The organism is Psychromonas aquimarina ATCC BAA-1526, assembly GCF_000428725.1.
GTDB classification, from domain to species: Bacteria; Pseudomonadota; Gammaproteobacteria; order Enterobacterales; family Psychromonadaceae; genus Psychromonas; species Psychromonas aquimarina.
Genome location: NZ_KE386793.1, coordinates 1 through 23,485, shown reverse-complemented (window position 1 = coordinate 23,485; position 23,485 = coordinate 1). Strand labels below are relative to the sequence as shown.

Annotated in this window: 14 protein-coding genes; 3 read left to right on the top strand and 11 right to left on the bottom strand. The window is 43.0% G+C overall.

Annotated elements, in window-relative coordinates; genetic code table 11:
• Nucleotide 1: 1 nt before the first annotated feature.
• The 3 genes from G337_RS0123530 to G337_RS0123520 form a co-directional block, all read right to left on the bottom strand.
• Nucleotides 2-1,696: an alpha-amylase family glycosyl hydrolase gene (locus tag G337_RS0123530; RefSeq protein ID WP_028866022.1), complete on the bottom strand. Its 1,695-nt coding sequence runs from the start codon at nucleotides 1,694-1,696 to the stop codon at nucleotides 2-4.
• Nucleotides 1,689-4,325 (bottom strand): glycoside hydrolase family 38 N-terminal domain-containing protein, encoded by a 2,637-nt coding sequence (locus G337_RS0123525; protein ID WP_028866021.1) that lies wholly within the window; start codon nucleotides 4,323-4,325, stop codon nucleotides 1,689-1,691. Before G337_RS0123525 ends, G337_RS0123530 begins: the two co-directional genes overlap by 8 nt.
• 71 nt (nucleotides 4,326-4,396) lie before the next feature.
• Entirely contained in the window at nucleotides 4,397-5,797 is a 1,401-nt protein-coding gene (locus G337_RS0123520; RefSeq protein ID WP_028866020.1) for a PTS fructose transporter subunit IIC, read from the bottom strand.
• 208 nt (nucleotides 5,798-6,005) lie between these two features.
• Here G337_RS0123520 and G337_RS0123515 point away from each other — a divergent pair, with 208 nt between their 5' ends.
• The 3 genes from G337_RS0123515 (at nucleotide 6,006) to G337_RS0123505 (ending at nucleotide 9,122) form a co-directional block, all read left to right on the top strand.
• Nucleotides 6,006-6,665, top strand: coding sequence for a MurR/RpiR family transcriptional regulator (locus tag G337_RS0123515; RefSeq protein ID WP_028866019.1), 660 nt, complete (start codon nucleotides 6,006-6,008; stop codon nucleotides 6,663-6,665).
• A gap of 217 nt (nucleotides 6,666-6,882) precedes the next feature.
• Entirely contained in the window at nucleotides 6,883-7,626 is a 744-nt protein-coding gene (locus G337_RS0123510; RefSeq protein ID WP_028866018.1) for an oligogalacturonate-specific porin KdgM family protein, read from the top strand.
• Nucleotides 7,627-7,970: 344 nt separating this feature from the next.
• A complete protein-coding gene (locus G337_RS0123505) occupies nucleotides 7,971-9,122 on the top strand; it encodes an iron-containing alcohol dehydrogenase (protein ID WP_028866017.1) in 1,152 nt (383 codons plus the stop codon).
• Between the two features lie 65 nt (nucleotides 9,123-9,187).
• Here the strand turns inward: G337_RS0123505 and G337_RS0123500 are convergent, their stop codons facing one another.
• From G337_RS0123500 to G337_RS0123460, 8 genes are all read right to left on the bottom strand, one after another.
• Nucleotides 9,188-9,742, bottom strand: coding sequence for a heme-binding beta-barrel domain-containing protein (locus G337_RS0123500; RefSeq protein ID WP_028866016.1), 555 nt, complete (start codon nucleotides 9,740-9,742; stop codon nucleotides 9,188-9,190).
• Nucleotides 9,743-9,978: 236 nt separating this feature from the next.
• Nucleotides 9,979-11,910: a bifunctional diguanylate cyclase/phosphodiesterase gene (locus G337_RS0123490; RefSeq protein WP_028866015.1), complete on the bottom strand. Its 1,932-nt coding sequence runs from the start codon at nucleotides 11,908-11,910 to the stop codon at nucleotides 9,979-9,981.
• Between the two features lie 7 nt (nucleotides 11,911-11,917).
• Complete coding sequence (locus G337_RS0123485) at nucleotides 11,918-12,613, bottom strand: transglutaminase-like cysteine peptidase (RefSeq protein ID WP_028866014.1); 696 nt, start codon at nucleotides 12,611-12,613, stop codon at nucleotides 11,918-11,920.
• Between the two features lie 11 nt (nucleotides 12,614-12,624).
• Entirely contained in the window at nucleotides 12,625-13,230 is a 606-nt protein-coding gene (locus G337_RS0123480) for an OmpA family protein (RefSeq protein ID WP_028866013.1), read from the bottom strand.
• Nucleotides 13,227-14,615 (bottom strand): TolC family outer membrane protein, encoded by a 1,389-nt coding sequence (locus G337_RS0123475; protein WP_028866012.1) that lies wholly within the window; start codon nucleotides 14,613-14,615, stop codon nucleotides 13,227-13,229. The genes G337_RS0123480 and G337_RS0123475 overlap by 4 nt, the downstream gene beginning before the upstream one ends.
• Before the next feature lie 33 nt (nucleotides 14,616-14,648).
• Nucleotides 14,649-16,022: an HlyD family type I secretion periplasmic adaptor subunit gene (locus tag G337_RS0123470; protein WP_028866011.1), complete on the bottom strand. Its 1,374-nt coding sequence runs from the start codon at nucleotides 16,020-16,022 to the stop codon at nucleotides 14,649-14,651.
• A complete protein-coding gene (locus tag G337_RS0123465; protein WP_028866010.1) occupies nucleotides 16,019-18,196 on the bottom strand; it encodes a type I secretion system permease/ATPase in 2,178 nt (725 codons plus the stop codon). The genes G337_RS0123470 and G337_RS0123465 overlap by 4 nt, the downstream gene beginning before the upstream one ends.
• Before the next feature lie 186 nt (nucleotides 18,197-18,382).
• Nucleotides 18,383-23,449 (bottom strand): immunoglobulin-like domain-containing protein, encoded by a 5,067-nt coding sequence (locus G337_RS0123460; RefSeq protein WP_211235842.1) that lies wholly within the window; start codon nucleotides 23,447-23,449, stop codon nucleotides 18,383-18,385.
• Between the last annotated feature and the right edge of the window lie 36 nt (nucleotides 23,450-23,485).

Genomic DNA, 23,485 nt, shown 5'->3' with positions numbered 1-23,485 from the left:
CTTAATGATGCTTTAACCAGACAAACTGGTAGGCTTCGAGTGTAAATTCAGAGTTTAGTTTCCTGCCGCTGACCAGATCATAACCGCTGTAAAGCAGGCTGGCCTGCTGCGGCTGTTCCGTTAAATTCATCACATATGTGACAGTATCTTCGTCCTCTCCGCGAATAAGCGCAAACAATCCGCAGGAAAGATTCAATACCTGCTGTTTTGACTGCGGGGAGAACGCGGCCTGTGAGCTTCTTATCCGCAGCAGACGTGTCAGCTCAGTACAGATAATATTTCGTAAACTGCCCTCCTCCATCAGCTCAGTTTCAAGTACTGATAAATCAAGTTTCTCCCGATTGATGCGCCGGTTTATCCCTGACTCCTGCATACCCTGAATATCATTTTCACTGCCTAACAGACTGTGATAATAAACCGCCGGCACACCGATAAACGACAGCAGCAGCGACTGAGCAGCCAGAAACTTAGCGGCTTTCTGCTGCGTGCTGTCAGCAGGCTCAGTAAGTGCGCTTAAATAGTTAATATTTAACTCGTAGGGTGACTGCGAACCGTCACTGTTATTTTTGTAGTTAACCCGTCCGCCTTTGCGCTCTACTTCCCGGCACATCATACTGCGGTCACTATCCTTTAAAATACCTTCTGTCGGGCGCACTCCAATGCCGTCATGACTGGCTAAAAAGTTAAAATAGGTGGTCTTTGAAGCTGCTTGTAAATTAGCAGCAGCCTCAAGCGTCAACCCTTCTGCCCATTTAGTTAATACCCGGCTGTCCTGACTTAAAAAAGCATGCAGGGTCAAAGGCGGCAGTGGAAACTGGTAAACCATATGCGCTTCATCTGCATTGCCGAAATAGGATATATTTTCCTGATGCGGCACATTGGTTTCCGTGATCAGCAGGCAGCCTTTAGCCGTGTGATCTAAAATAATCCGCCATAATTTAATAATTTCATGGGTCTGCGGCAGGTGAATACAGCTGCTGCCGAGTACTTTCCAGATAAAACCTATCGCATCAAGACGGATCGAACGGCCGCCGTTGGCCGCATACATAAGCAGAATATCAATACTTTCCAGCAGGACTTTTGGACTTTTAAAATTGATATCAATCTGATCCGGTGAAAAGGTAGTCCAGATATGTACCGTTTCACCGTCTGCTTTTTGAAAAGGCGTTAAAACCGGAAAAGCGCGCGGCCGGGTAACACTTGAATGATCTAAAGCAGGATCGCTGACAATAAAGTAATCCTGATAAGCCTCTTCTCCCGTTAAATAGCCCTGAAACCAGTCACTGCTTTGAGAGATATGGTTAATCACGCAGTCGTACATCAGATCAAAGTTTTCAGCAAGCGCATTTAGATCACTCCAGTCCCCCAGATCACTGTCTACTGCGCGGTAATCCACTACGCTGAAGCCGTCATCTGAGGTGTATGGAAACATCGGCAGAATATGAATATTGCTAAGCACGCCTTTAAGATGTTTATCAGCAAAAGTTTTCAGCGTCGCTAACGGAGCTTGTCCCTGCTGTGAAATACTGTCGCCATAGGTGATCAGGTAACTGCTTGTCTGATCCACCCAGGGTTGATAAGCAGGTGTTTTCCCCTGCCATTTTTCGACTAAGGTCAAGATGGATTCACAAATCTGTCCGGCCTGCTCCTGACCATAAAGGAGTGTTACTTTCTCTCTGATTTGATTTTTAAACATGACACTGCCCTTTAATCACTAAACGCAGATCAATCGTATTATTCGGTGCGACCTGCGCGTCTGCATTGTCAATAACCTGCTCACGATAATTAACAATACTTACCTCGGCAAAATGGTCAAACTGCCTCATATCCAGCAGCACCGCTTCATTGCCCGGGTTGTATAAACGTAATAACAGCACATCTTTATGATAAAATGAGTGCGAAATACTGGATAACTGCAGTGCCTGCTGCACTGAAAATAAGCTGAAAGATTTTGCCATCTGCCTTTTTTCAAAAGACACCTGAAAACGCTCTAAACGGTTTTCAAAACTATTAAGGCTTTGTTTCTGATAACAAAACGGCTGATTCAGATACTCAATTTCCAGCTCTCTAATTGTCTGATGAGAAGCTTCTTCTGTTAAGGCAAGCGCAAAGCTGAACTGCATAGTCTGCTGCAGCTGCGCATCGGGCGTATGAACCACGGTATTATTAATACCCGAAGCTCGTCCTGGACGCCATAACAAGTCATCTTTACCGAGCACACCCGTTGATTTAAACAGAGTGAAGGCAATCTGATCCGCATCTGCACCTTTAAGAACCTGGAACTCTTTTAATCCCCGGCCGTTAAGCAGCAGGGCGCGCCCCGGCTGGGCAAGTGCAGCGGCACCTTCTGTTGTTTCGATATCAATAGGACATTCACGATAATCTGCCTGCCAGCCTGCAATATCCGGTGCCACGGCATGCTCCATTAAAGCAAAAGGCAAAGTACTGATAGATTTTTCAGTGCAGATATCGGAATTAATCAGCACACGCACGCGGTGATCTTTAACCTGATTACAGGTGCTGATATCAAGCTGCAGATTCTGCTGTTCCGCTGTTAATGTTAATGTAACAACAAAGGAAATAAGAGTACTGTTCTGCCCTGAACGGCGCTGCTGCAGATCCGCCGGCACAGACATGCTGCAGCGCAGCTTCATCTGCTGGCAAAGTTCACCTTTCTGAGTTTCTAATAATTCAAAGGTATCAGAATACAGAGGTGTATCACCGGCTAATGGTGAGAAATCGTAGGAGTCACCATCGTCCGCCTGGTTTTCAAAACGAATTAGGTTTTTAATCTCGCGGCCTGTGTGCTTTTCAATCACTACCAGGCGGCCGTTTTCTATGCATAAAGTAAGATAGTTATTTTCAATTTCAGTGCTGCTGTCTTTTTCTATCTGCGTCTTCGTATCAGCCTTAACAACCTGATAAGTGCTGTAACCCATTGCCGGTAATTCTGCGACCCGCACTTTTAAGGTAAAACGATAATAGGCAGGAACATCAACCTCTTTCTCGCCGTTTTTAGTTGTTTCAATTATCTTACCGCCGTCAAGTTTTTCCCGGCTGACCAGCTCTGAATCTAACCTGTTTCCCTGATGATGAATTTCAACCGCATCATGTTTACTAAAAACAACAGCATCAACAATGCCGTTAAAAGGAGTAAGACGGTTATTGAAGATCATCAGTTCATTTTCATCACATACCTGTGCCGCAATGTTTTTTACGATCAGGTTATATAATCCCAGACAGATCTCTTCAGCCTGTTTTAAACGATGAACAATATCCGCATTGGTAGCGTCACTGTTACACCCGCCGATACTGTCATGTGCATGACATTCAATGATTTTCTTCCAGGCGATATCAAGAAGCTCGGTATGCACCTCAATATTATGAGCTTTAGCAACAGCACTAACCACTTCCAGCTTTTTCAGTAAAAACTGCTCTATTTCAAAGTTAAGCTTTTTAATATCGTAACGCACAGAGCCGATGGTTTTATGGATCCGTGTATAACGCGGCGCCTTGAACTCCCCCTGATAGGTTTCAAAACTGCCGCAGCTGCGGTGCAGATAATCAACATAATCTTCCATTGAAGAGATACAGTAGAGATCCTCCTGCGGACTGCGCTGCGTGGCTTGGCGCAGCGTTTCCGGGAGCGCGGGATCAATATTGACCTGATCGCCGCCGCTGGGAATTAACACTTCATCTAACCCGGACAGGGCTTTTATTTTTTCCACCATTGGAAAAATCTTGTTATCAAGGTGACTCGCTTGCGCGGTTATATTCTTTGCCGCACCGTAACCGTAAACCAGGTTATAAGCCGTAATCTGGTCTCCGCCCGGAGACTGCCAGAAGAAATTCGAGCGCTTAACCTGAGTGTCATAATCAATGCCGCGCCAGAAAACGATATTATCGATGCCGAATCCCTGAAACAAAGTCGGCATTTGTGCGTTATGACCAAAGGTATCCGGCAGATAACCCACCATCATGCAGTGTCCCATTTCCTCCGCAATATGCATTCCGTATTTAAGGTTACGGATAATCGATTCGCCGGCAACATTAAAAGTATCAGTCTGCGTATACCAGGGACCGATAAACAGGCGTTTATCCTTAACAAGTTTCGCCATACGTTCACGCATATGCGGCAGTATTTTCAGATAATCTTCAACAATTGCAGACTGACCGTCTAAATGATAACAGCTGTAGTCGACCTGCTTTTCCAGTGTTTCAATCACTTTAGTGAAGTTATAAGCGGCCAGTACATCACTGTCCTGCTGCGTAAAATACCACTCGCGATCCCAGTGAGTATGCGGGATAACATGAATTTTTGTCATATTAATTTCTCTTTGATTTCTGATAAGTTCTCTGGACTGTATTAACAGCAGTCCAGAGAGCATTAGTAATATTAGGCTTGAGTAGAAGCAGGTTTAGTGCAGTACAGCAGTGCAAGTGCAATAAAGCTGGAGCCGATAATAACCGACAGGGTATAACTGACCGGATCTGAAGAGAGGAACCAGCCCCATACCGCAGGTAATGGTAAACTCTGCATAACTCCCATCAGAACAGCAGCCTGCGTGCCGAGAATCGCACCAAGAATCATAATCGGGATCATCTTAGGATTTTTAAGAATAAACGGAATCGCACCTTCAGAAATACCGATTAAACCAAGCAGCAGTGATGTTTTACCTACAGTCTGCTCTTCACTGCTGAATACACGGGGACGAAAACGCCCGTCAAGCATGGCGGCTAAACCGACACCTATCGGCGGAATAACAATGCCTAATTCACGTGCTATCAGGTCAAAGGAATCACTCATTCCGTTAAGACCGAGCGCTACCGAACCGGCGGCTTTATTAACCGGCCCGCCCAGATCAAATGCTGTACCAGCGGCAATCACCATTGAGTACACGCCTCGTCCGGCATTACCCGCTTCAGTGAATAAGGTGATCATGCTGTGGTTAAGCGCACCGAAAAAAGGATTAATAACATATTCCATGGTCATTACCATCACCACGCCGCTGACCAGGGGTACTAAGAGCATTGTTTTCAGGGTGGTCAGCTCGGTTTTCACTTTAATGGTATCATTGAGATAGCGTACTAAATAACCAACCAGAAAGCCGATTGCAATCGCCCCGAAGAAACCCGAGGGTGCCCAGGTTTCAATACCAAAAAAGCGTTTATATACTTCGTCGGACATCACTCCGCCGATAAAGGCCGGTACCAGTGCGGGTTTGCCGGCAATCGAATAAGCAAGATATCCGGCAAATATCGGATACATAAACTTAATAGTCATAAAACCTAAGCGGTCGAGCGTTTCAAAGGGAGTTCCGCCGATATCGATAAACTCACCGGTTATTTTAGCAACAGCCATCAGCAGCCCGCCCAGTACAACAACCGGCAGCATATAACTGATACCTGTCATAATGTGCCCGATAAACACTTGATATGCAGAACGTTCCTCTTCGTAAACTGCCGCGGCTTCGGACTTATCCTTACCCTGTTTCATAGCGGCCGGCAGCAGCTCTTCAGCGCGTTTAATCAGTTCCTGAGTACGCACCTTCAGCGGTTTGCTGTTATCGAAACGCTCCATTTCCATAATAGGCACATCAATTGCCAGCACTACAGCATCAGCTGATGCAATATCATTTGCCGTCAGCCTGTTTTTTACGCCGTCACTGCCCTGCGTTTCAACTTTTACATCAAAACCGTGCTTTTCCGCCCAGCTTTTTATTTTTTTGGCCGCCATAAATGTATGTGCAATACCCGTCGGGCAGGCTGTTACAGCCACCAGTTTTTTCTTAGTCATATTTCAGTTCCCCTGCTTTAATTAAGTGCAGTATAAAATGAAATATGCCGATGGGAATCGTTTCCTCATACATTAAGTGTATGGTGATACGCGGCGCATTCTGAGGCCGCCGAGATTTTAAATCTTTCTTTTAATGATCTTGATCGTAGCATTGCAGTAATAAATACCGCTTAATATTCGTCTCTTAATCAGGATAAAAAAACACTAAATGAATACCTTTAAAGGCACCGAACGTCATATTTATGAGTTTATTATCAGCCATGCATCAGATTTAACTGATATTTCAGCAAAACAGGTGGCGGCTAAGTCACTAACCACAACAACATCCGTTAACCGCGTCTGTAAAAAAATGGGCTACAGCAGCTACACTGAGCTTCGCTATAAACTAGCGGGTGATTTAATTAATGAAACACAGCGGCAGGTGGAACCGCTGACAGCTCAAGAAGGCAGTGAAGAAAAAATAATTAAAACTGCACAGGCACTAAAATCGGCACAGGTTGTTTATTTATACTCCCGCGGCGCTTCGCTGGTCAGCGTAAATTACCTGTCACGCTTTCTTTCTCTGGCTAATATTCCGCATCTGGTGATCACGGATATTCATCAGCTCAGCAGCGCCAATAAAGGCACGCTGCTGGTGATCAGCAAATCAGGTGAAACCGATGCAGTTATTGATATGACTCACAATGCCAAACGTAAAGAGATGACCGTGATTTCTGTCTCTCATCAAAACTCAACACTTAGTAAAATCAGCCGTCTAAACATTGATTTAACCCGCCAGATTGACGGCACTTCAGTGTACGGGCGGGAAAGCCAGATCGATATTCTGGAAATCGTCGATCAGATCGGCGAGCATATATTGAGGCGCTAATATAGGAGCCTCACTATGCACCATTGTTATCAGCACAGAGAAGACGCAGCCGCAAGTTTTTAAGCTGTATTTATAGACACAGTGCACACTAGTATCACCATACAGCGAATGTTCTACGATACCTTTTAATAACTATTTTGCCTTTCCTATAATCCTCGCGACAAATAAAACGGTTCACTTGAACTGACTAAGATGATTATTTACAAGGGTAGAAACAATGAAACTAAAAACAGCTGGATGCGCTGCTCTGAGTGCACTTCTAAGCCTGCCGGCAGCCGCAGGTCAAACCAACCTTGATGTACGTTTTGGTTACAATACCACCTCCGAAAATAAAGACAGCCGCGTGAAATTCATGCACACTTTTAACAACGGATTTTATTTCAGTGCTGAAGCTGCTCAAAATCATGGTGACAGCTATTTTTCAGGTAATGATGCAGCCGATGATGAAAAAAACGGCTTAATCGGCAGCGCACAGGAGTTTGAAGGCAGATATCAGTTTAACGTGTCAGAAGACTGGTATGTAGCACCAGCATTAGTTGTGGTCACCACAAAAGACCGTACAGACTACCGCCCCTATGTAAAAACAGGTACAACCTTTGCTAACGGCATTGATTTCAGCGCCCGTTACCGTTTTAACTACTCAAATGATGCTAACGGCAAAACGTACCTGGACGGCTCCGGTACAACACGCGATTCATCTCATCAGTTTGATATCTGGGTAGCAAAAAGTATCGCTGACTGGGGGCTTATGTATAATCCGCGTTATCGTTTCCAAGACGGCGTAGATCAGGGAACCGGTCGTGATGATTACTGGGAGCACACCATTGTGGTCAGTAAAAAAATGAAAGATGGCTGGACACCTTATATGGAGCTGGTTTCAGTTGATCAGACCTATGTTGATGACAGCGGCGAGCATAAAAATGATTATGCTGTCCGCCTGGGTATTAATATTTCTTTATAAATAACCAGTATGCTCAAACCACTTGCAGATATTTCTTCAAGTGGTTTGCTTATCAATGCTTATACTTCCTACACTACTTTCACTGTCGATAAACTACTCTCCACAAATCTGTCATCTTTTACTACTGCCTTTTCTGCTAATAAATGTTTCACGGATCGCTAATTTGTAACAGCAGTGCAGCTAAAGTCGATGATTTATCATAGAAACATGCTTTAATGTAATAATAATATTCAGCCTGTTAGGAACGGTTTCTTTTTCTGTTTTTCTAGTTTCCAGCAGAGCAAATATATACAGCCTCAAAATCAATACGGCTGGCATTACATTCTCAATAACTGGAGATCTCCATGAACAATTTTACCTTTTATAACAATACCCGTATTCATTTTGGTGAAGGCCAGATCAGCGCAGTTGCTTCAGAAATTCCGCAGAATAAAAAAGTATTAGTGCTTTACGGCGGCGGCTCCATTAAAAATAATGGTGTTTATGATCAAGTAAAAACGGCATTAACAGATCATGACTGGGATGAGTTTTCCGGCATTGAGCCTAATCCCAAATACGATACCTTGATGAAAGCTGTTGAAAAAATTAAAAACGAAGGCTTTGATTATCTGCTGGCCGTCGGCGGCGGCTCTGTTATTGACGGCACAAAATTTATCGCGGCGGCGGCCTGCTTCAAAGGTAACGATCCCTGGGATATTGTCAGTAAATACGCACCGGTGGATACGGCTCTGCCGCTGGGATCTGTTTTAACGCTGCCGGCAACCGGCTCTGAAAGTAACGGCGGAGCAGTGATCACGCGCGATGCTGATAAACTCGGATTCGGCTCTCCGCTAGTGCGCCCCGCTTTTGCCGTTTTAGATCCGACAACCACCCTGAGTTTGTCTGCTCGCCAAAGTGCAAATGGTGTTGTGGATGCCTTTGTGCATGTCATGGAACAGTATCTGACTTATCCGGTTAATGCTAAAGTTCAAGACCGCTTTGCTGAAGCCTTATTACTGAACCTGATTGAAGAAGGTCCGAAAGTACTTAGAACACCTGACGATTTAGAAGTACGCGCAAATATAATGTGGAGTGCAACGCAGGCATTAAACGGTTTAATCGGCGCAGGTGTTCCTAACGACTGGACATCGCATATGATAGGCCATGAACTTACCGGCAATTACGGAATCGATCATGCGCGCAGTCTAAGCATTATATTACCTGCGGTGATGGACGTCTGCCGCGTTGAAAAAGAAGCTAAATTATTACAATATGCACAGCGTATTTTCGGTATTACTGAAGGTTCAGTCGAGGAGCGCATTGAACAGGCGATCAGCCGCACAATTGCATTTTTCCAGTCAATGGGTGTTCCAACAACTCTGAGCGAAGTTGATCTGGATATCAACTCAATTGAAGTCCTACTCAACAGCCTGAAAGCACATGGTATGACTGCATTAGGTGAACACGGCAAAAATGATCTGATCAAAGCACGCGCTATTTTAGAAACGGCACTGTAATCACTAAAAAGCCTGCTGTGATTTTATTTCACAGCAGGCTTTTTATTTAAAAGGTTAAACCAGAGTTACTGACGCTGTAATGTATTTTGATCCGTATGGTCAAACACTCTACCGTAGATATCCAGTACCATTGTCTGCGTATAAGATAAACTGTTTTCACCTAAAATAAGCTGCTGTACATACTCTTTCAGTTTCGCTTTTTCACGCATAAAGGGTGACTGAACCAGCTGCCAGTCCTTCGAGTCGATACTGGCCTGCACATCAAAGGTAATATTTTCTGCTTCTTTAAAGCTGCCGCCGGCCAGAACAGCCATGCCGCGCGGAATAGTTAATGAGTGCATAACCTGATTGCTGTCCTGCTCCCACATCCAGTAACCTGTTTCCTGATGAATAACTTTATCATTACTGATGCGCTGCACCTTCTGCATATAATGAACAGCACTGATCACCTGCTCTTCTGCATTAGAAACATCTCCGGCCTCAGTAAAAGTAATCGTTTCATAATATTCATTAGTCTCGGTGCCGTCCGGCTCAGGCGCTAAATCTGTTCCTTTATTACCTGACCAGACTCCAATTAAACCAGCTAAAGGGCCGTAATTAACTTCAGTATTATCACTCATCAAATCACCTTTAAGGGAATATAAACAAAATAGAAAAATAAATTATACCAAAGGAATCAATGAAGTGATCAAGTATTACGCAGGAAAAATAACAGAGCAGCAGCAGGCGGGAATAACAGTAAAAAACGATACAGAAAGCTTAAACTAAGCATTTCCTGTATCGATTTTTATAATTAATCAGCTCTTCTAAGAATTCAGGTGCATTAAAAAGTAACCACTTACTTTCTAAGCGGCACTTAAATATCGACGGGTGGTGCAATATAACCCTGGTAACCGTCAGTTCTAAGCGGTTTCACCGCAGCCAGATGCTCCTGATCTTCGATACCGGTAATAATTACCTGAATCTCTAAGCCGCGGGCAATATTAACCAGTGCACGACAAAGTTCCAGATTCTGCTGATTCTCCTCATGCTCTTCATGGTCATAAGCAGACAATGAAAGATCCAGCTTGATATAATGTGGTTTCAGCACCTGCAGGTAATTTAATGAGCCCATCTGACGACCGCAGTTATCTACACCAAACTTAGCACCACCCTGTTTAATAATTTCACAGAGCTCAATGCTTGCCTGCAGGTTGCCGGTAATACCTGATTCCGGAATTTCAAAATGGACTAACTCTGGAGAAGCAAGCTGCTGCAGATATGAAGCTAACCAGGTATGGAATTCAGGATCAGTTAAACTTTCACGTGCCAGATTAACCGCTACAGGTTCACTGTGAAGATTAAGAATATTCTGCGCAACTATCGACTCAAGCAGGCAGCAGTCAAGCTGTTTACCTAATGATAAACGTTCGATATAAGGCATAAATTCACCGGCTTTAACAATTTCATTATCAATCTGCAGACGACAGTAAATTTCACGCTGCATCACCGCGCCGCTTTCAGTAAGCTGAACAGGCTGCCACTGGAACAGGAACTGATTATTACTGATAGCATTGGTCAGACGAGTACGCCACTCTTCACGGCTGAACTCCTGCTGTTCATTAACATGGAACCAGCTGCTGACTTTATTCTGCGATATTGCATTCTGCAGCGCATTGTCTGCCTGCGACAGCAGCTCGGCACGGGTGACTTTAGGCGTCCGCTCAGTAACACCGATTGCAAAATCCCGGTTCGGCTCACAGCCTGCTTTTAACATCTCCTGATTAATCAGACGGATTAGAGACTGCAGATACTCAGTAATCTGCTCGTGCTCACCTTTGGTTACCAGGAAGACAAACTCTGTGTTAGAAATACGCGCAATAATACATTCTTCATGTTGAGGCAGCGTCTGCTGCATCTGATTTGCCAGTACCCGGATGGTTTCATCGCGCACCTGAAAACCATATTTACTGTGAATATCTTCCAGCCAGTCGAGTTTGGCGAGTAAAAGGCCGCCGAAGCCGGGCCCCGCCAGCCAGCTGTTTAACTGTCCGACCAGATACTGACGGTTTGGAAGCTCTGAAACAGCATCAAAGAACTTGTCATGTTTTAAGGTACTAACTTCATTATCAAGCGCGCCGAAAACCAGCTTCAACTGGCGCGACATAGAGTTAATCGCACCGACAACATCACTTAATTCAGTGGTTTTAGGCAGCGCCATATCCGGATGAAATTTACGCTCAGCAATCTCGCGCGCATGTACCGCCACTTCGTGTAAAGGTTTTAAAATCGCTTTTAAACGAACGTGCAGCAGCAAAATTGAGATAAGAAAAAGGGCCGAAAGAATCATCGCAGTATCATTCATTATCCGCCACAGTTCCCGGTAGCCGATTGCCGGGTTTGATTCTATTTTCAGTGTTGCTAACTGCAGCCATCCGGAGGTGATCATAGTTTCTTTTGACTGCACATAAAAAAGGTCTAAATCAGTGAACCATTGCGGTACATCGGAAATAATAATCGGGTTTTCCCAGACCTGCTCCTGCTGATCTGCCAGCCAGGTAAGACTTACTTTACGGTAAAAGCCTCCCTCAAAGATTACATTAACTAAAGTTTCCGCTGTAGCCATATCACCCGTTTCTAAATGCGGTTTAAGCATTAAACTTAAGGATGTGCTGGCATTATTCAGATCGGATTCCATCTGATTAACCATAAAGTCTTTGGTTTCAGTAAACTGAAAATAAAGCAGACTGGACATAACCAGTAAAAACAGTCCGAACAATAATGAGTTTATCTGATTAAACAAGGTCATAAATATGTTACTCCATTCTCAACTTGGGTTGTTTCATATTTGATACACCCATTCGTTGATTCAAATTAGTCCAGCGTTCCAGACGCTCTGATTTACCTGCAACAACACCCTGGCCTTTTTCTTTATTTAACCAGAGCTGCTTACCGTTAAAGCTGTATATAGGAATGAGATCTTTGCGCTGTGTTGCAGGTTTAATAATGCCGTCTATATTATCTAAAATGGTAGGAACAGAGCCGGGGGTCTTATAATACGCTAAAACCATATGGTATTGATTAAGCGTCACCGCCTTTACCATAGTAATACGCATTTTTTCATCCGGCACTCCCAGCTCAAGCAGGGTAAAATATTTAGCGATAGCAAAATCTTCACAGTCTCCGCCGTTAACACCGATAAACTCAACCGGTGTGGCCCAGTAATTTTTTTCACCCCATAATTTAATATCATCAATAAAAAACAGCATATTAAAAAAATTATTCACTTTAAATAGTTTTTCTGCTTCACTGCTTTCCTGATACTGCGCCATTATATTTAACCAGGCCTGACCTCTTTTTCCTGCCCGTTCACCATAATTTCGGATCAGGGCGTTTATTATCTTCTGATTATTAATCATTGACTGGGCATGCACATAAAGCAGAGAACCACCTAAAAACAGTATTAAGGTGGTTAACAAAGTTAAAATAATTTTTCTGCTTTTACAGTTCATAAAGCGCAGGATCACTCAGCCAGCTGATCAACACTGTAAATTGTCCATTTCATATCTTTCATCGATTTTTCACTGCTGATTTCAGCAACAATTCGACGGTTACGAGCATGAATATAATCATCATTACCTTCTAATAACAGACGGTCAAATCCATAACCCACTGCTTCCACTCGATCTTCATCAATGGCAAATTTACTGACCAGTATGTCTTTAATTGCCTGGGCACGGTTTTGTGAAAGTTTCATATTCAGCTTACGGCTGCCGCGAATACTTGTATGGCCTTCGATGGTTACATTGGTTGAAGGATAGTTATTCATAAAGTCTGCTAGTGCTTCAATTTCCGGGAAAAACTCGGGAGCGACAATATAAGAATTTGTTGCAAAATTAACTAATAATTTGCGTCGTACTTTTTCAACTAATTCAGCACCGCAGCCGGAATTATTAACCTGCGCCCCGCTGAATGTATCTGGGCATTCATCTCTTGCATTAATAACACCGTCACCTTCAATATCCTTTAAATCAAAGACCTGTGCTGTCGGCTCCGGCGACATCTCAACAACCTGCACCGAGCAGGCGGAAACAAACAGGGCTGCAAAAATACTCACTAAAACTCTCATTGTGAAACTCCTCCTTCAAATTGCTCTTCTCCCTGCCACGCCTCCGGGCGGGTCACTCTCAGGGCTGTGAGCAGCAGTCCCATGGAATGCATAATACGGTATTGTGCGGTTATTTCTGTAAACTCAGCATCTAAAAAGTCTCTTCTTGCCTGGAACAGTTCATTTTCCGTATCTAACAGATCTAATAAACTACGCTGACCTATTTTAAACTGCTGCTGATAATCTGACTGTGTATCTTTTGATGCAATAACGTGCATTTTGATATATTTTTTCTGCAGATTGAGCTGTTCAAAAGCATCCCAGGAAAGAATAAAACCTTCCTTAACCTGGCGGTGAACCCCGCGGTTAAGCTCTTTGGCTTCACTCATTTTATAAGCGGTTTCTTTTGCATAGGCTTCATCTTTACCACCGGCAAAAATGTTATAAGAAAAACGCACCATAGCAACTACATCATTATTTTCACCGCCGACATCCGGTGTACCACTGCCGTCTTCGCCGTCAAGATTATCATTAAAGTTGGCATTAAGCTGCAGTGATACTTTCGGGTAATAGTTTGACTTAGCTGCATCATACTGAGCAATTGATGACTGAATATCATTACCCGCAGATTTAATAACCGGGTGGTTTGCCAGCGCCATTTCCAACCCGGCTTCTCTACTTTCCGGCAGGAAGTTAGAATCAGGATATGGAATTACTAAATTATCAGGCTTCTGATCTACAACACGGTAGAACTTAGTTTTGCTGTCCAGATAGTTATTTTTTGCGGCAATTAAATTTGACTGTGCTTTTGCAAGACGGCCGTTTATCTGTGACAAATCAGCTCGACTTCCAATCCCCGAATCCGTACGTTCTTTAATCTGCTGGTAAATCTCCTCATGAGAAGCAAGATTTTTTTCAGAAAGAGCCACTAGCTTTTCAGCTTTAATCAGATCCACATAAACTTTACTGATTTCTAACGCTAAATCTTCTGCAAGCGCATGTAAACGCCACTGTTCAGCACTTGTTGCATAACTAGTCCGCTTAACTTCGCTGCTGGTATGAAAACCGCTGAAAAGACTCTGATTAAGGCTGACACCGAGCTCACGACGCATCATGCTTTCGGTATTATCATCACCTTTACGACGCGTACCAGGACTATCAGTGTATTCATAACCATAACCCCCGGTCAGATCAACCGTCGGTAAATAACCGGCTTCTGCCTGCTCAACCTGCTTTTCTTTCACTTTAAAACGTGTATAAGCAGCCCGCAGTTCCGGATGAGTGTCCAATGAAAAAGCAACCGCTTGTTCCAGAGACTGACTGTTAACAGCGGCCGGCCACATTACTGCGGAGCACAATATTCCTACTGCGCATTTTTGAGCCGTTTTAAAATTTAAGGGCTTCATTTTCACTCCATTTCTTGGTTAAAAAATTCGATTTTAATGTTCTCTGAGCGCCATCTCTTTTGCTCTTAAAATCGGATTCAAAATATATTCAAGCACAGTTCTTTTGCTGATCATCACATCAACAGATGTCATCATTCCGGGAATAATCGGCATATTCTCCTTATCTTTACTGTGCATGCTTGATTCGTTGGTTCTTACTCTAATAATATAAAAACTGTTACCCTCTTCATCCTGCGTTGTATCAGCACTGATATGTTCAACAACACCTTCAAGCCCGCCGTATCGGGTGAAATCATAAGCGGTAATTTTTACCATTGCCGGCAGTCCAAGATGAATAAAAGCAATATCTTTAGGTATTATTTTAGCTTCAATTAATAATTTATCATCGGTTGGTACTATCTCCAGCAGTACCTGCCCAGGCTGTACAACACCGCCTAAGGTAGTTATATGCACGGTTTTAATCGTGCCGACCACAGGTGAAGTAATCAGCGCTTTAGTTACTTTATCTTTAACACCAACCTGTGCTTCTGTAATTCGAGAAAATTTCGACTGCAGTTCATTCAGCTGTGCACGCGCATCGGTTCGATAATTAAGTACCGCTTCACGGCGTTTTAAAACTGCTTCATCAAAAGCAGAGTTAAGTTTAGGTTTTAATAACTGCAGCGCGGTTAGTTCACCTTTAATATCGTTAACTGAACGCTCTAACTTAAGCAGTTCGACCTCAGGAACAATATTTTTTACCGCCAGAGGACGTGTTAACTTTAACTCCCGATTTGCCAGTTTCAGGCTTGTCTGCAGGGTTATTATTTTAGAATTTAACTCTTTTACCTCCTGCTGGCGCTGCTTAATCTGTTGTCCCTGTATTGCAACTTGGTTCTCTAGATTATTAAGGCGGCCATTATATTCATCTTGCTGCCGTAATACTAATTTTTGCGCTGTTTCTTTTAAATCTGCCGGAAAATTAAGTGACTCTTTGTTGATCTTTATCTGCCGCTGCCAGTCTGCTACGTCCGCAACTAATATGCTGCTGAGCTCTGCACGTAAACGGATAATGTCAGAACGCAGGGAATCAACCTCTTTATTCTGCTGCGCCATATCAGAGCGGAAACGCGTATCATCAATACGTGCTAATGACTGGCCTTTTTTTACCTGCATGCCCTCTTTAACATACAGCTCTTGTAAAATACCGCCGTCCAGACTTTGGATAACCTGAATCTGAGTAGAGGGAATGACCTTTCCTTCACCTCGAGTAACCCGATCCAGCTCAGCATAATATGCCCAGACAATAAAGCAGGTAACTAAAGCCGCTAATGACCAGATAGTTAAGCGGTGCACGCTGGGTGTCTGAGTTAAAATAGCACCGTACACATCGTCGGCCATTTCCAGATCTTCTTTAGTTATTTTCATACTTTAGCTCCAGAGGCTAATAAACCCTTTTTAAGTTTGTCGAGAATAATATCCTTGGGTCCATCTGCAACTAAATGCCCTTTATCAAGCACTATGATTCGATCCACGAGCTGTAGAAGGTGCATCTTGTGAGTTATTAAAAACATAGTTCTATTCTGCACCGTTTGTGACATGGAATTAATAAACTGTTTTTCAGCACGCGCGTCTAAACTGGCCGTCGGTTCATCCAGTAATAGAACCTGCGGATCATTTAAAATAGCACGGGCTAATGCAACAGCCTGACGCTGTCCGCGGGATAAAGATTTACCGCCTTCACCAACCTGCAGATCTAAGCCTTCAGATTCAAGATCGGTAAACATACTAACGCCGGAAAGCTGCACTGCTCGAATTAACTGATATTCTGTTACCTGTCTGGTGCCGAATAAAATATTGTCTTTAATCGACCCATGGAAAAGCACGATATCCTGCGGCAGATAACCAAAGTTACGACGTAAATCACTGGGATGTATCTGCCCCTGATGTAATCCGTCATAACGAATGCTGCCGAGCGAAGGCTGAAACAGTCCGAGCATCACCTTAGCCAGAGTACTTTTGCCTGAGCCGTTACGCCCTATAATGGCAATTTTTTCACCAGGTTTAACCTTCAATGACAGCGGATATAACGCCGGCTTTTCTATTTCCGGGTAATTAAAACTAACGTGCTCAATAATTATATTACCTTCTAATTTCAAGCGGCTGGCAAGATGGCCTTTATTTTCAAACTCGCCCTCCTGCTCCATAATACCGTCCAGCTGCCTTAATGAGCTTACCGTCTGGTTATAACGCGTCATTAACGCAGCCACCTTAGCCATCGGCCCGATAGCACGGCTAGATAACATAACCGCGGCGATAATTCCGCCCATGGATATCAATCCCTCTGACACACGGTAGACACCTAATACAATGACAGCAATAACAGCGAACTGCACAATAAAGCTGGATACATTTGAGACAGAGTTAGTGATCATTTTCGTTTTTAACTGCCAGTTGGAAGTATGACCTAACATCTGCTGCCAGGAGTTCTGAATAACCCCTTCCGCACCGTTGGCTTTAATCGACTCAAGTGCAGTTAAACTCTCAATCAGATGGCCGTGGCGTAATCCTGAAAATTTATTACTTTCTTCAATCGCAATGCGTAATTTCGGCTGCATAATCAGGGTGTAACCAAGGATCAGCAGAGTTGCGACCACAGAGAATACCGCCAGATCACCGGCAACCAGATAGATAATAAACATAAACAGGATAGAAAAAGGCAGATCAACTAATGCGGTAATCGTCGCTGAGGATAAAAACTCCCGAATGCTGTCAAACTCACCTAACTGACGTGCCATACCGCCGACACTTGGTGCACGTTTCTCTAGTGGAATACCGACAATCTTAGCAAACAGTTTTGAGGAGACCTGAATATCAACTTTTTTCCCCGCAACATCAATTAGATAACTGCGAAGCTGTTTCAAAACCAGATCAAAAATATAAGCAACCGAGCCGCCTATCGCTAATACCCATAATGTTTCAAAAGCCAGATTAGGCACAACCTTATCGTATATATTCATAACAAACAGAGGCGAAACAAGTGCAAATATATTAACTAATATTGAGGCGATAATAACATCACGATAGATAGGCGCAGATTCGCGGATAGTGTCCCATAACCAGTGCTTTTTGGTATCAGCGATATGCACATCAAAATCACGATCACCATGATATTTCTGTTTAATTAAAAACAGGTAGCCCACATAAACGGACTCTAACTCTTCAATACTAAGCGACTCTTCCCCGCCGGTTTCTGGTAATGAAATAATTGCTTTATTAGCTTTAATATCAAGTTCCTGCAGTACGCAGGCTTTTTGATCTTTGAGCATCAATATACAGGGCAGAAGCATAGCCGGGATATTATTAAGACTTTTACGGCTTAGTTTTGCGCTCAGTCCAGCACGGGCGGCGGCCTGCGGCAGCAGTTCAGGAGAAAGGCTGCTGCCGGAAAGGGGTAGTCCCGCGGCTAATGCCTCGGCCGAACACGGATTACCGAAGTGTTCACTAAGCAGAACTAAACAATCAAGAAGCGGGTCATCACTGACTCGCTGTGAGGCATTAATCGTCCACTGTTTTTCTTGTGTTGAAGATGAAGACTGCATTTAAAAAATACTCTCAGAAAAATTTCGAAATAAATGAATATGTTATGAAGACGCTATAAGTGTATAACCTCATAGCAATTATGGGGGCATACAAGCTTAATAAATAATAAAAAGTGTTAATTAGCCGCTGTACAACAAAAAGAGCAGCCGCTTGGGCTGCTCTTTTTAAGGCTTAAAATTAAGGTGTTAAGTATGATCATCCGGAATTTCGGTGATCATATGTGTCACTTCATCAACGGCAACATCACTAATAATCAGAGGACCACTATTGTTATTATCAAACAGGTTATTGATGATCGATACATCATTACTGCCTAAATCAACACCATCAAGAACAATCGTCTGACTAGCGGCACCAGCATCAGCTGCATCACCATCCACAAAAACATCAATAGTAGTGTTAGTACCATCAGAGGAAAAGTTTAGATAATCATCAAGCGTATCACCCAGTTTGACATGAAGCAGATCGCTGAGATCTAGTTTGTCACCTTCGGAGATATTAAAATCTTGAATATGATCAGTTCCACCATCTATATCATCGTCTAACCAGACAAAAGTATCTGCTCCTGTTTCACCAATAAGATAATCATTATCAGAACCGGCAATAAGAGTATCGTTATCTATGCTAAGAGAATCATCAAGCACACGCTGGTCAAACTCAGCGCCGTCCATGCCGGCATGCAGTTCAAGCATATCTTGAACATGCTCCATAGCGGCATCTTCACTAAGTGCCGTATGTCCCGTCTGTTCAATGATAGTTACTAAATCCTGTTCAGATATAGTGGCTAAGTCAAAATCATTGTCAGAAAAGGCATCTCTCATCGCCTGGGTAATAACAATACCATTATAAGCATCGCCATCAGCATCGAGTGACTGAAGAAGTACTGCCATATTTTCAACATACTCATCATTAACATCTGTTCTTGCTACGTTTGCTAAATCCTGTAAGAAAAGTTGTTCATCCTGCATATGAGCAGTATCCATAGAACCAAGTACAATATTACCAATAGTAAAGGTAACAGTATCACCGGCTAAATAGTTAAACTCGCCGTTTTCACCAGTAAGACCTGTCATACCAGATGATGTTTTATAGCTTAAACCTGAAACTATGCCGTCAATAAATACACCTTGTTGAACTGGAGCAGTACCAACATCAAAAGTTTTGTTATCTCCGCCAAAATAGATATGTTCAACATTTTCAACGTATAATGAAATTCTTGAATTAGTCTTGTGCTCAATATGCAAGACTCCACTATTATCAATTGAATAAGTGAACTCTGATGAACTCGCCTGTGCAAAAACTATCGTATCTTCCCCGCTGCCCATATCAATAGTACCGGCCCCCTTTATATATACATCTGAGGACATGGATTTTTGAATATTTAAGGTGTCGTTCCCGGCGCCCATATTTATTACGGCACCATTGTATATGTGACCACCTGCAGAAATAGTATCATTGCCGTCGCTAGTGCTAATATCTCGTGTAATACTTTTACTAATAGTCAAAATATCATTTCCATTACCGGTAGATATACCATCATAAGGTGTATTCTGGTAAGTTTTAATGACATCGGCATCCGGTGAATAGACAGGATCAGGTGCAGCGGCTGCCGGTAGAATATCAATAGTTAACACTGCCCTGTCGGAGTCACCGTCAGCATCCACTGCTGTATATGTTATCTTTTCATCTGATGTTGTTTGTTTTCCTGAAGCAGTATATTCATATGTTCCATCAAGCATATTAACTGCAAATTTACCGTCAAGTGCTGTTTCAATCGTTAATATATGGCTGGCACTATCGAACGAAGCATTATTCGTACCTACAGTTGATATTGTGTTCTGTGCTGCATTATAGGTATAGGTTGCTCCGTCAATAGATATAGTTTCAATATAACCGTTTCCATCAGCACCAAAACCAACAGCATCACCAATATTACCAACACTGCCCTGAGTCAGTTGACCTAAATTTTCACCATTCACCGTATCCCGTAATATTGGAGGAAGTTCACTAATATTTGCAACAACTACCCCTTCGGTATTTGATGATGGTGAAGCAGAACCGTCATATGCAATAGGGTCTATATTGCTCTGCGAAGCACCACTGCCCATAGCAAAAGAGAATGAATTAATATTGTTTGTATTTAAGAAGTTAACCCAGGTAGCTTCTTCGCCGGATTGAATACCGCTTGATCCAGAGGGCGCCCCGTCAGTTAAAAAGTACGATACATTTTGTGCATTTACAATACTACCGCCTGCACCAAAACTATCCATCGTTTCTAATAATGCAGCATCGTAATTTGTCGAACCTCCCATATTGGAATCTGTCAATCCATCTACATAGCTTTTGGCATCAGCAACACTCATCCATCCATTTACATGTGTGTCTGCACTTGAAGAGAAGGTGACAATATTAACTTTTACATTTCCTAAGCTGTCATATTCACTTAACATATTAGACACTGCTTCTTTCATTATGTCTAAAGCAGCCCCTCTCATTGACCCCGAAAAATCTAAAACAAGCTGTACATTGGTATTAACAGCTTGAAGGTGAATATTATTTGTAGAGTCAGCTACCTGTACAGAATCATCTTCAATGACAACATTCAATGTGGATTGAGAACTTAAACTGCCGTCAGAAACGGTTACACCAATAGCAAGTGCAAGCGTGTCTTCAGTTGTCGCATCAGTATGATCAATTGACCCCAATAAAGTAGTAGTGTATGAGCCGTCGTCATTTATTTCTACTTTTAACACCTCACCGTTTGCCGTGCTGCCGGTTAATGTATGATTTGAATTTGAAAGCGTCCAGGAAATATTATCTCCGCCGGAAGTATAAGTTCCTGCCGGAGTATTTAATGTAACAGTTAAGGTATCACCATTAACATCTGCAACACTGAACTGTCCATTACTGACAACTGCATTTGTTGTATCACTGCTGCCGCTGCTGTCAGCTATTGCACCTAATGCCGCCAATCCTTCTTCAGACACAGTACTCGTTTCTGCAGCGCTGATAGTAGGAGCCGTCGGCACTTCAATATTATTGACAGTAAGTTCAATCGGAAATGATTTTGAACTTGAATCATTGTTTGAATACTCTGTCGCGGTAGCAACAACATTTAATATATAACTAGTTGTCGCTGCGATATTAGTTGTCTGCAGTGTTAAGTTATCTAGACTCCAGTCGCTGATATCAATACTTGTAGTAGAAGCATCTGCTGTAAATGAATGAGTACCGTCGCTGAGTGTAAAGCCGACAGGGATATCATTTAATACAACAGCTAATGTTTCAGAGCCGTCCGTATCCGTTAAAACTGCATCTATATTAAGTGCGACAGAATCCTCTTCATCTATAACAATTGGTCCTGTCTCAATAACGGCTTTGTCATAGGTTATTGAGTTAATAAGATAATCATCACCTGAACGAGGAGCACTAAATACTACTTGATCAAACTGCGCACCATTGTCAGGCTTAAGTGTAACAGCAGGATCAACACCATCACTCCCGCCGACACTTGTGCCTGTGCCGACCACAACACCATCTTTATAAAATGTATAAAAGGCATTTTCTCCCGGAGCTTTCCATGCAAATGCAACGTCTACAGAAGAAATATCATTATCAAAAGTTACAACAAGTTTTTCGGCACCGCCTAACTCACTGTCTGCACCGGAAGCTGCACCGGTAACACCAAAGCCGCCTGGCCAGTTATTTGAACTAATGGTTGATAATGAGCCGTCACCATTAAATGCAGAAACATTAAAGCCGCTCGTTGTATCTGTAACATTATCAACGGTTATTGACTGGCTTATTACAGTTGATTCACTTGTCACACTCAATGTAGGTTCATCAGCAACTGCATTGACATCGATAGTTGTAGTAGCTGTATTTGAGCTCCAGTAATCATCTGTTTTTACACTGAAGGTAAAGTTTGCATAGTCAGTATGCTGTTCACCAACACCTGCTTTATCCGCGCCGTTATCACTATACTGATCTGAACCGGAATCATCAGCATCCGGTTTAAATGTAAGAAGTCCGATATTGGCAGCGTCTATCTCCAGCCCTGCCGCCGTAACGATAATTCCGTTGTAGTAAAGATCTCCCATTTCCGGCAGTGATTCAATTCTTATAGCAGTTAAAGCATCACCATCAACATCGGTAAAATTAAAATCAGCTTGTTTATAGGTGTAAACAGCATCTTCGTTCATTGTGATACTGCTGCTTTCACTAAGCGGGGCTTCTTCTATAGCGGCTTGTGCACTGTTTTGCTGACCGACAACAATTGATTCAAATTCATTACGATCCTGAACTGAGTCAATATTAGCCGTAAATGTCTCATTGTTATGATCCGCATCGACATTGGTTGCTACAGTCACCACTGCACTGCTGCTGCCGGGCTGAATAGTCACTGTCTGCGTAGTGGCAGAATAATCACCGTTTTCAGCAGTACCGTTAGTAAAGCTCACCGTAATTTCAGTTGCCTGCGTAACAGTAATAGGCAGGCCGTTTTCATCAACTAACTTAACGGTAAATTCAACATTTTCACCTTCAAGAACAGCCTCAGCCGGACCTTCAATAACAGCTGAAACAACATCGATACTGTCGCTAACCGTAGTACTGACACTGCCGTTAGTTGTGGTATCCAGCGCTTCAAAACTGTTTGCTGTAACATCGGTAATGCTTACATCAATTTGTGTATCAGCTTCTTTATAAATATCCGAGTCTGCGGCAACCGCCACCGGAGCACTGCTGCCGGCAAAGGCATCTTTTGCAATAAATACCGTAGCACCATTGCTTAAAGTCACGGTCATGTCTTCGGCTGCAGCATTGTTTAATGTAACGGTATAAATTAATGACGCACCGTCTTCATCAATGGCAGTTTGATCCACACTTAATGTGGCTGTAGTTGTATCTTGTGTATCACCAACAAATGTTATCTTAGGAGTTCTATCATCAATGATATATTCAAAGTTACCGCCCACAGCATCTGTAATGGATGCAGAGACAATACTGCTGTCCTGGTAAACATCATCACTTGGCGCCGCAACAGCAACCGTACCGGTTGTTTCTCCGGCTGCTATGCTAATAGTCACAGGCTGACCATGTTCATCCTTAATGTCTAAGTAAACTGTTACAGGACTGTTAGTGTCTGCAGGATGAGTTAATGTAGCCGTATAAGTGATACTGCCGCCTTCACTAACAAAACGAGTTGCCTCTAAGCTGACGGTTACATAGCTTGTTGTATCTGAAATCGTCACCGTAGATGTGTCTGTAGTAACCAGATTTTCATAGTT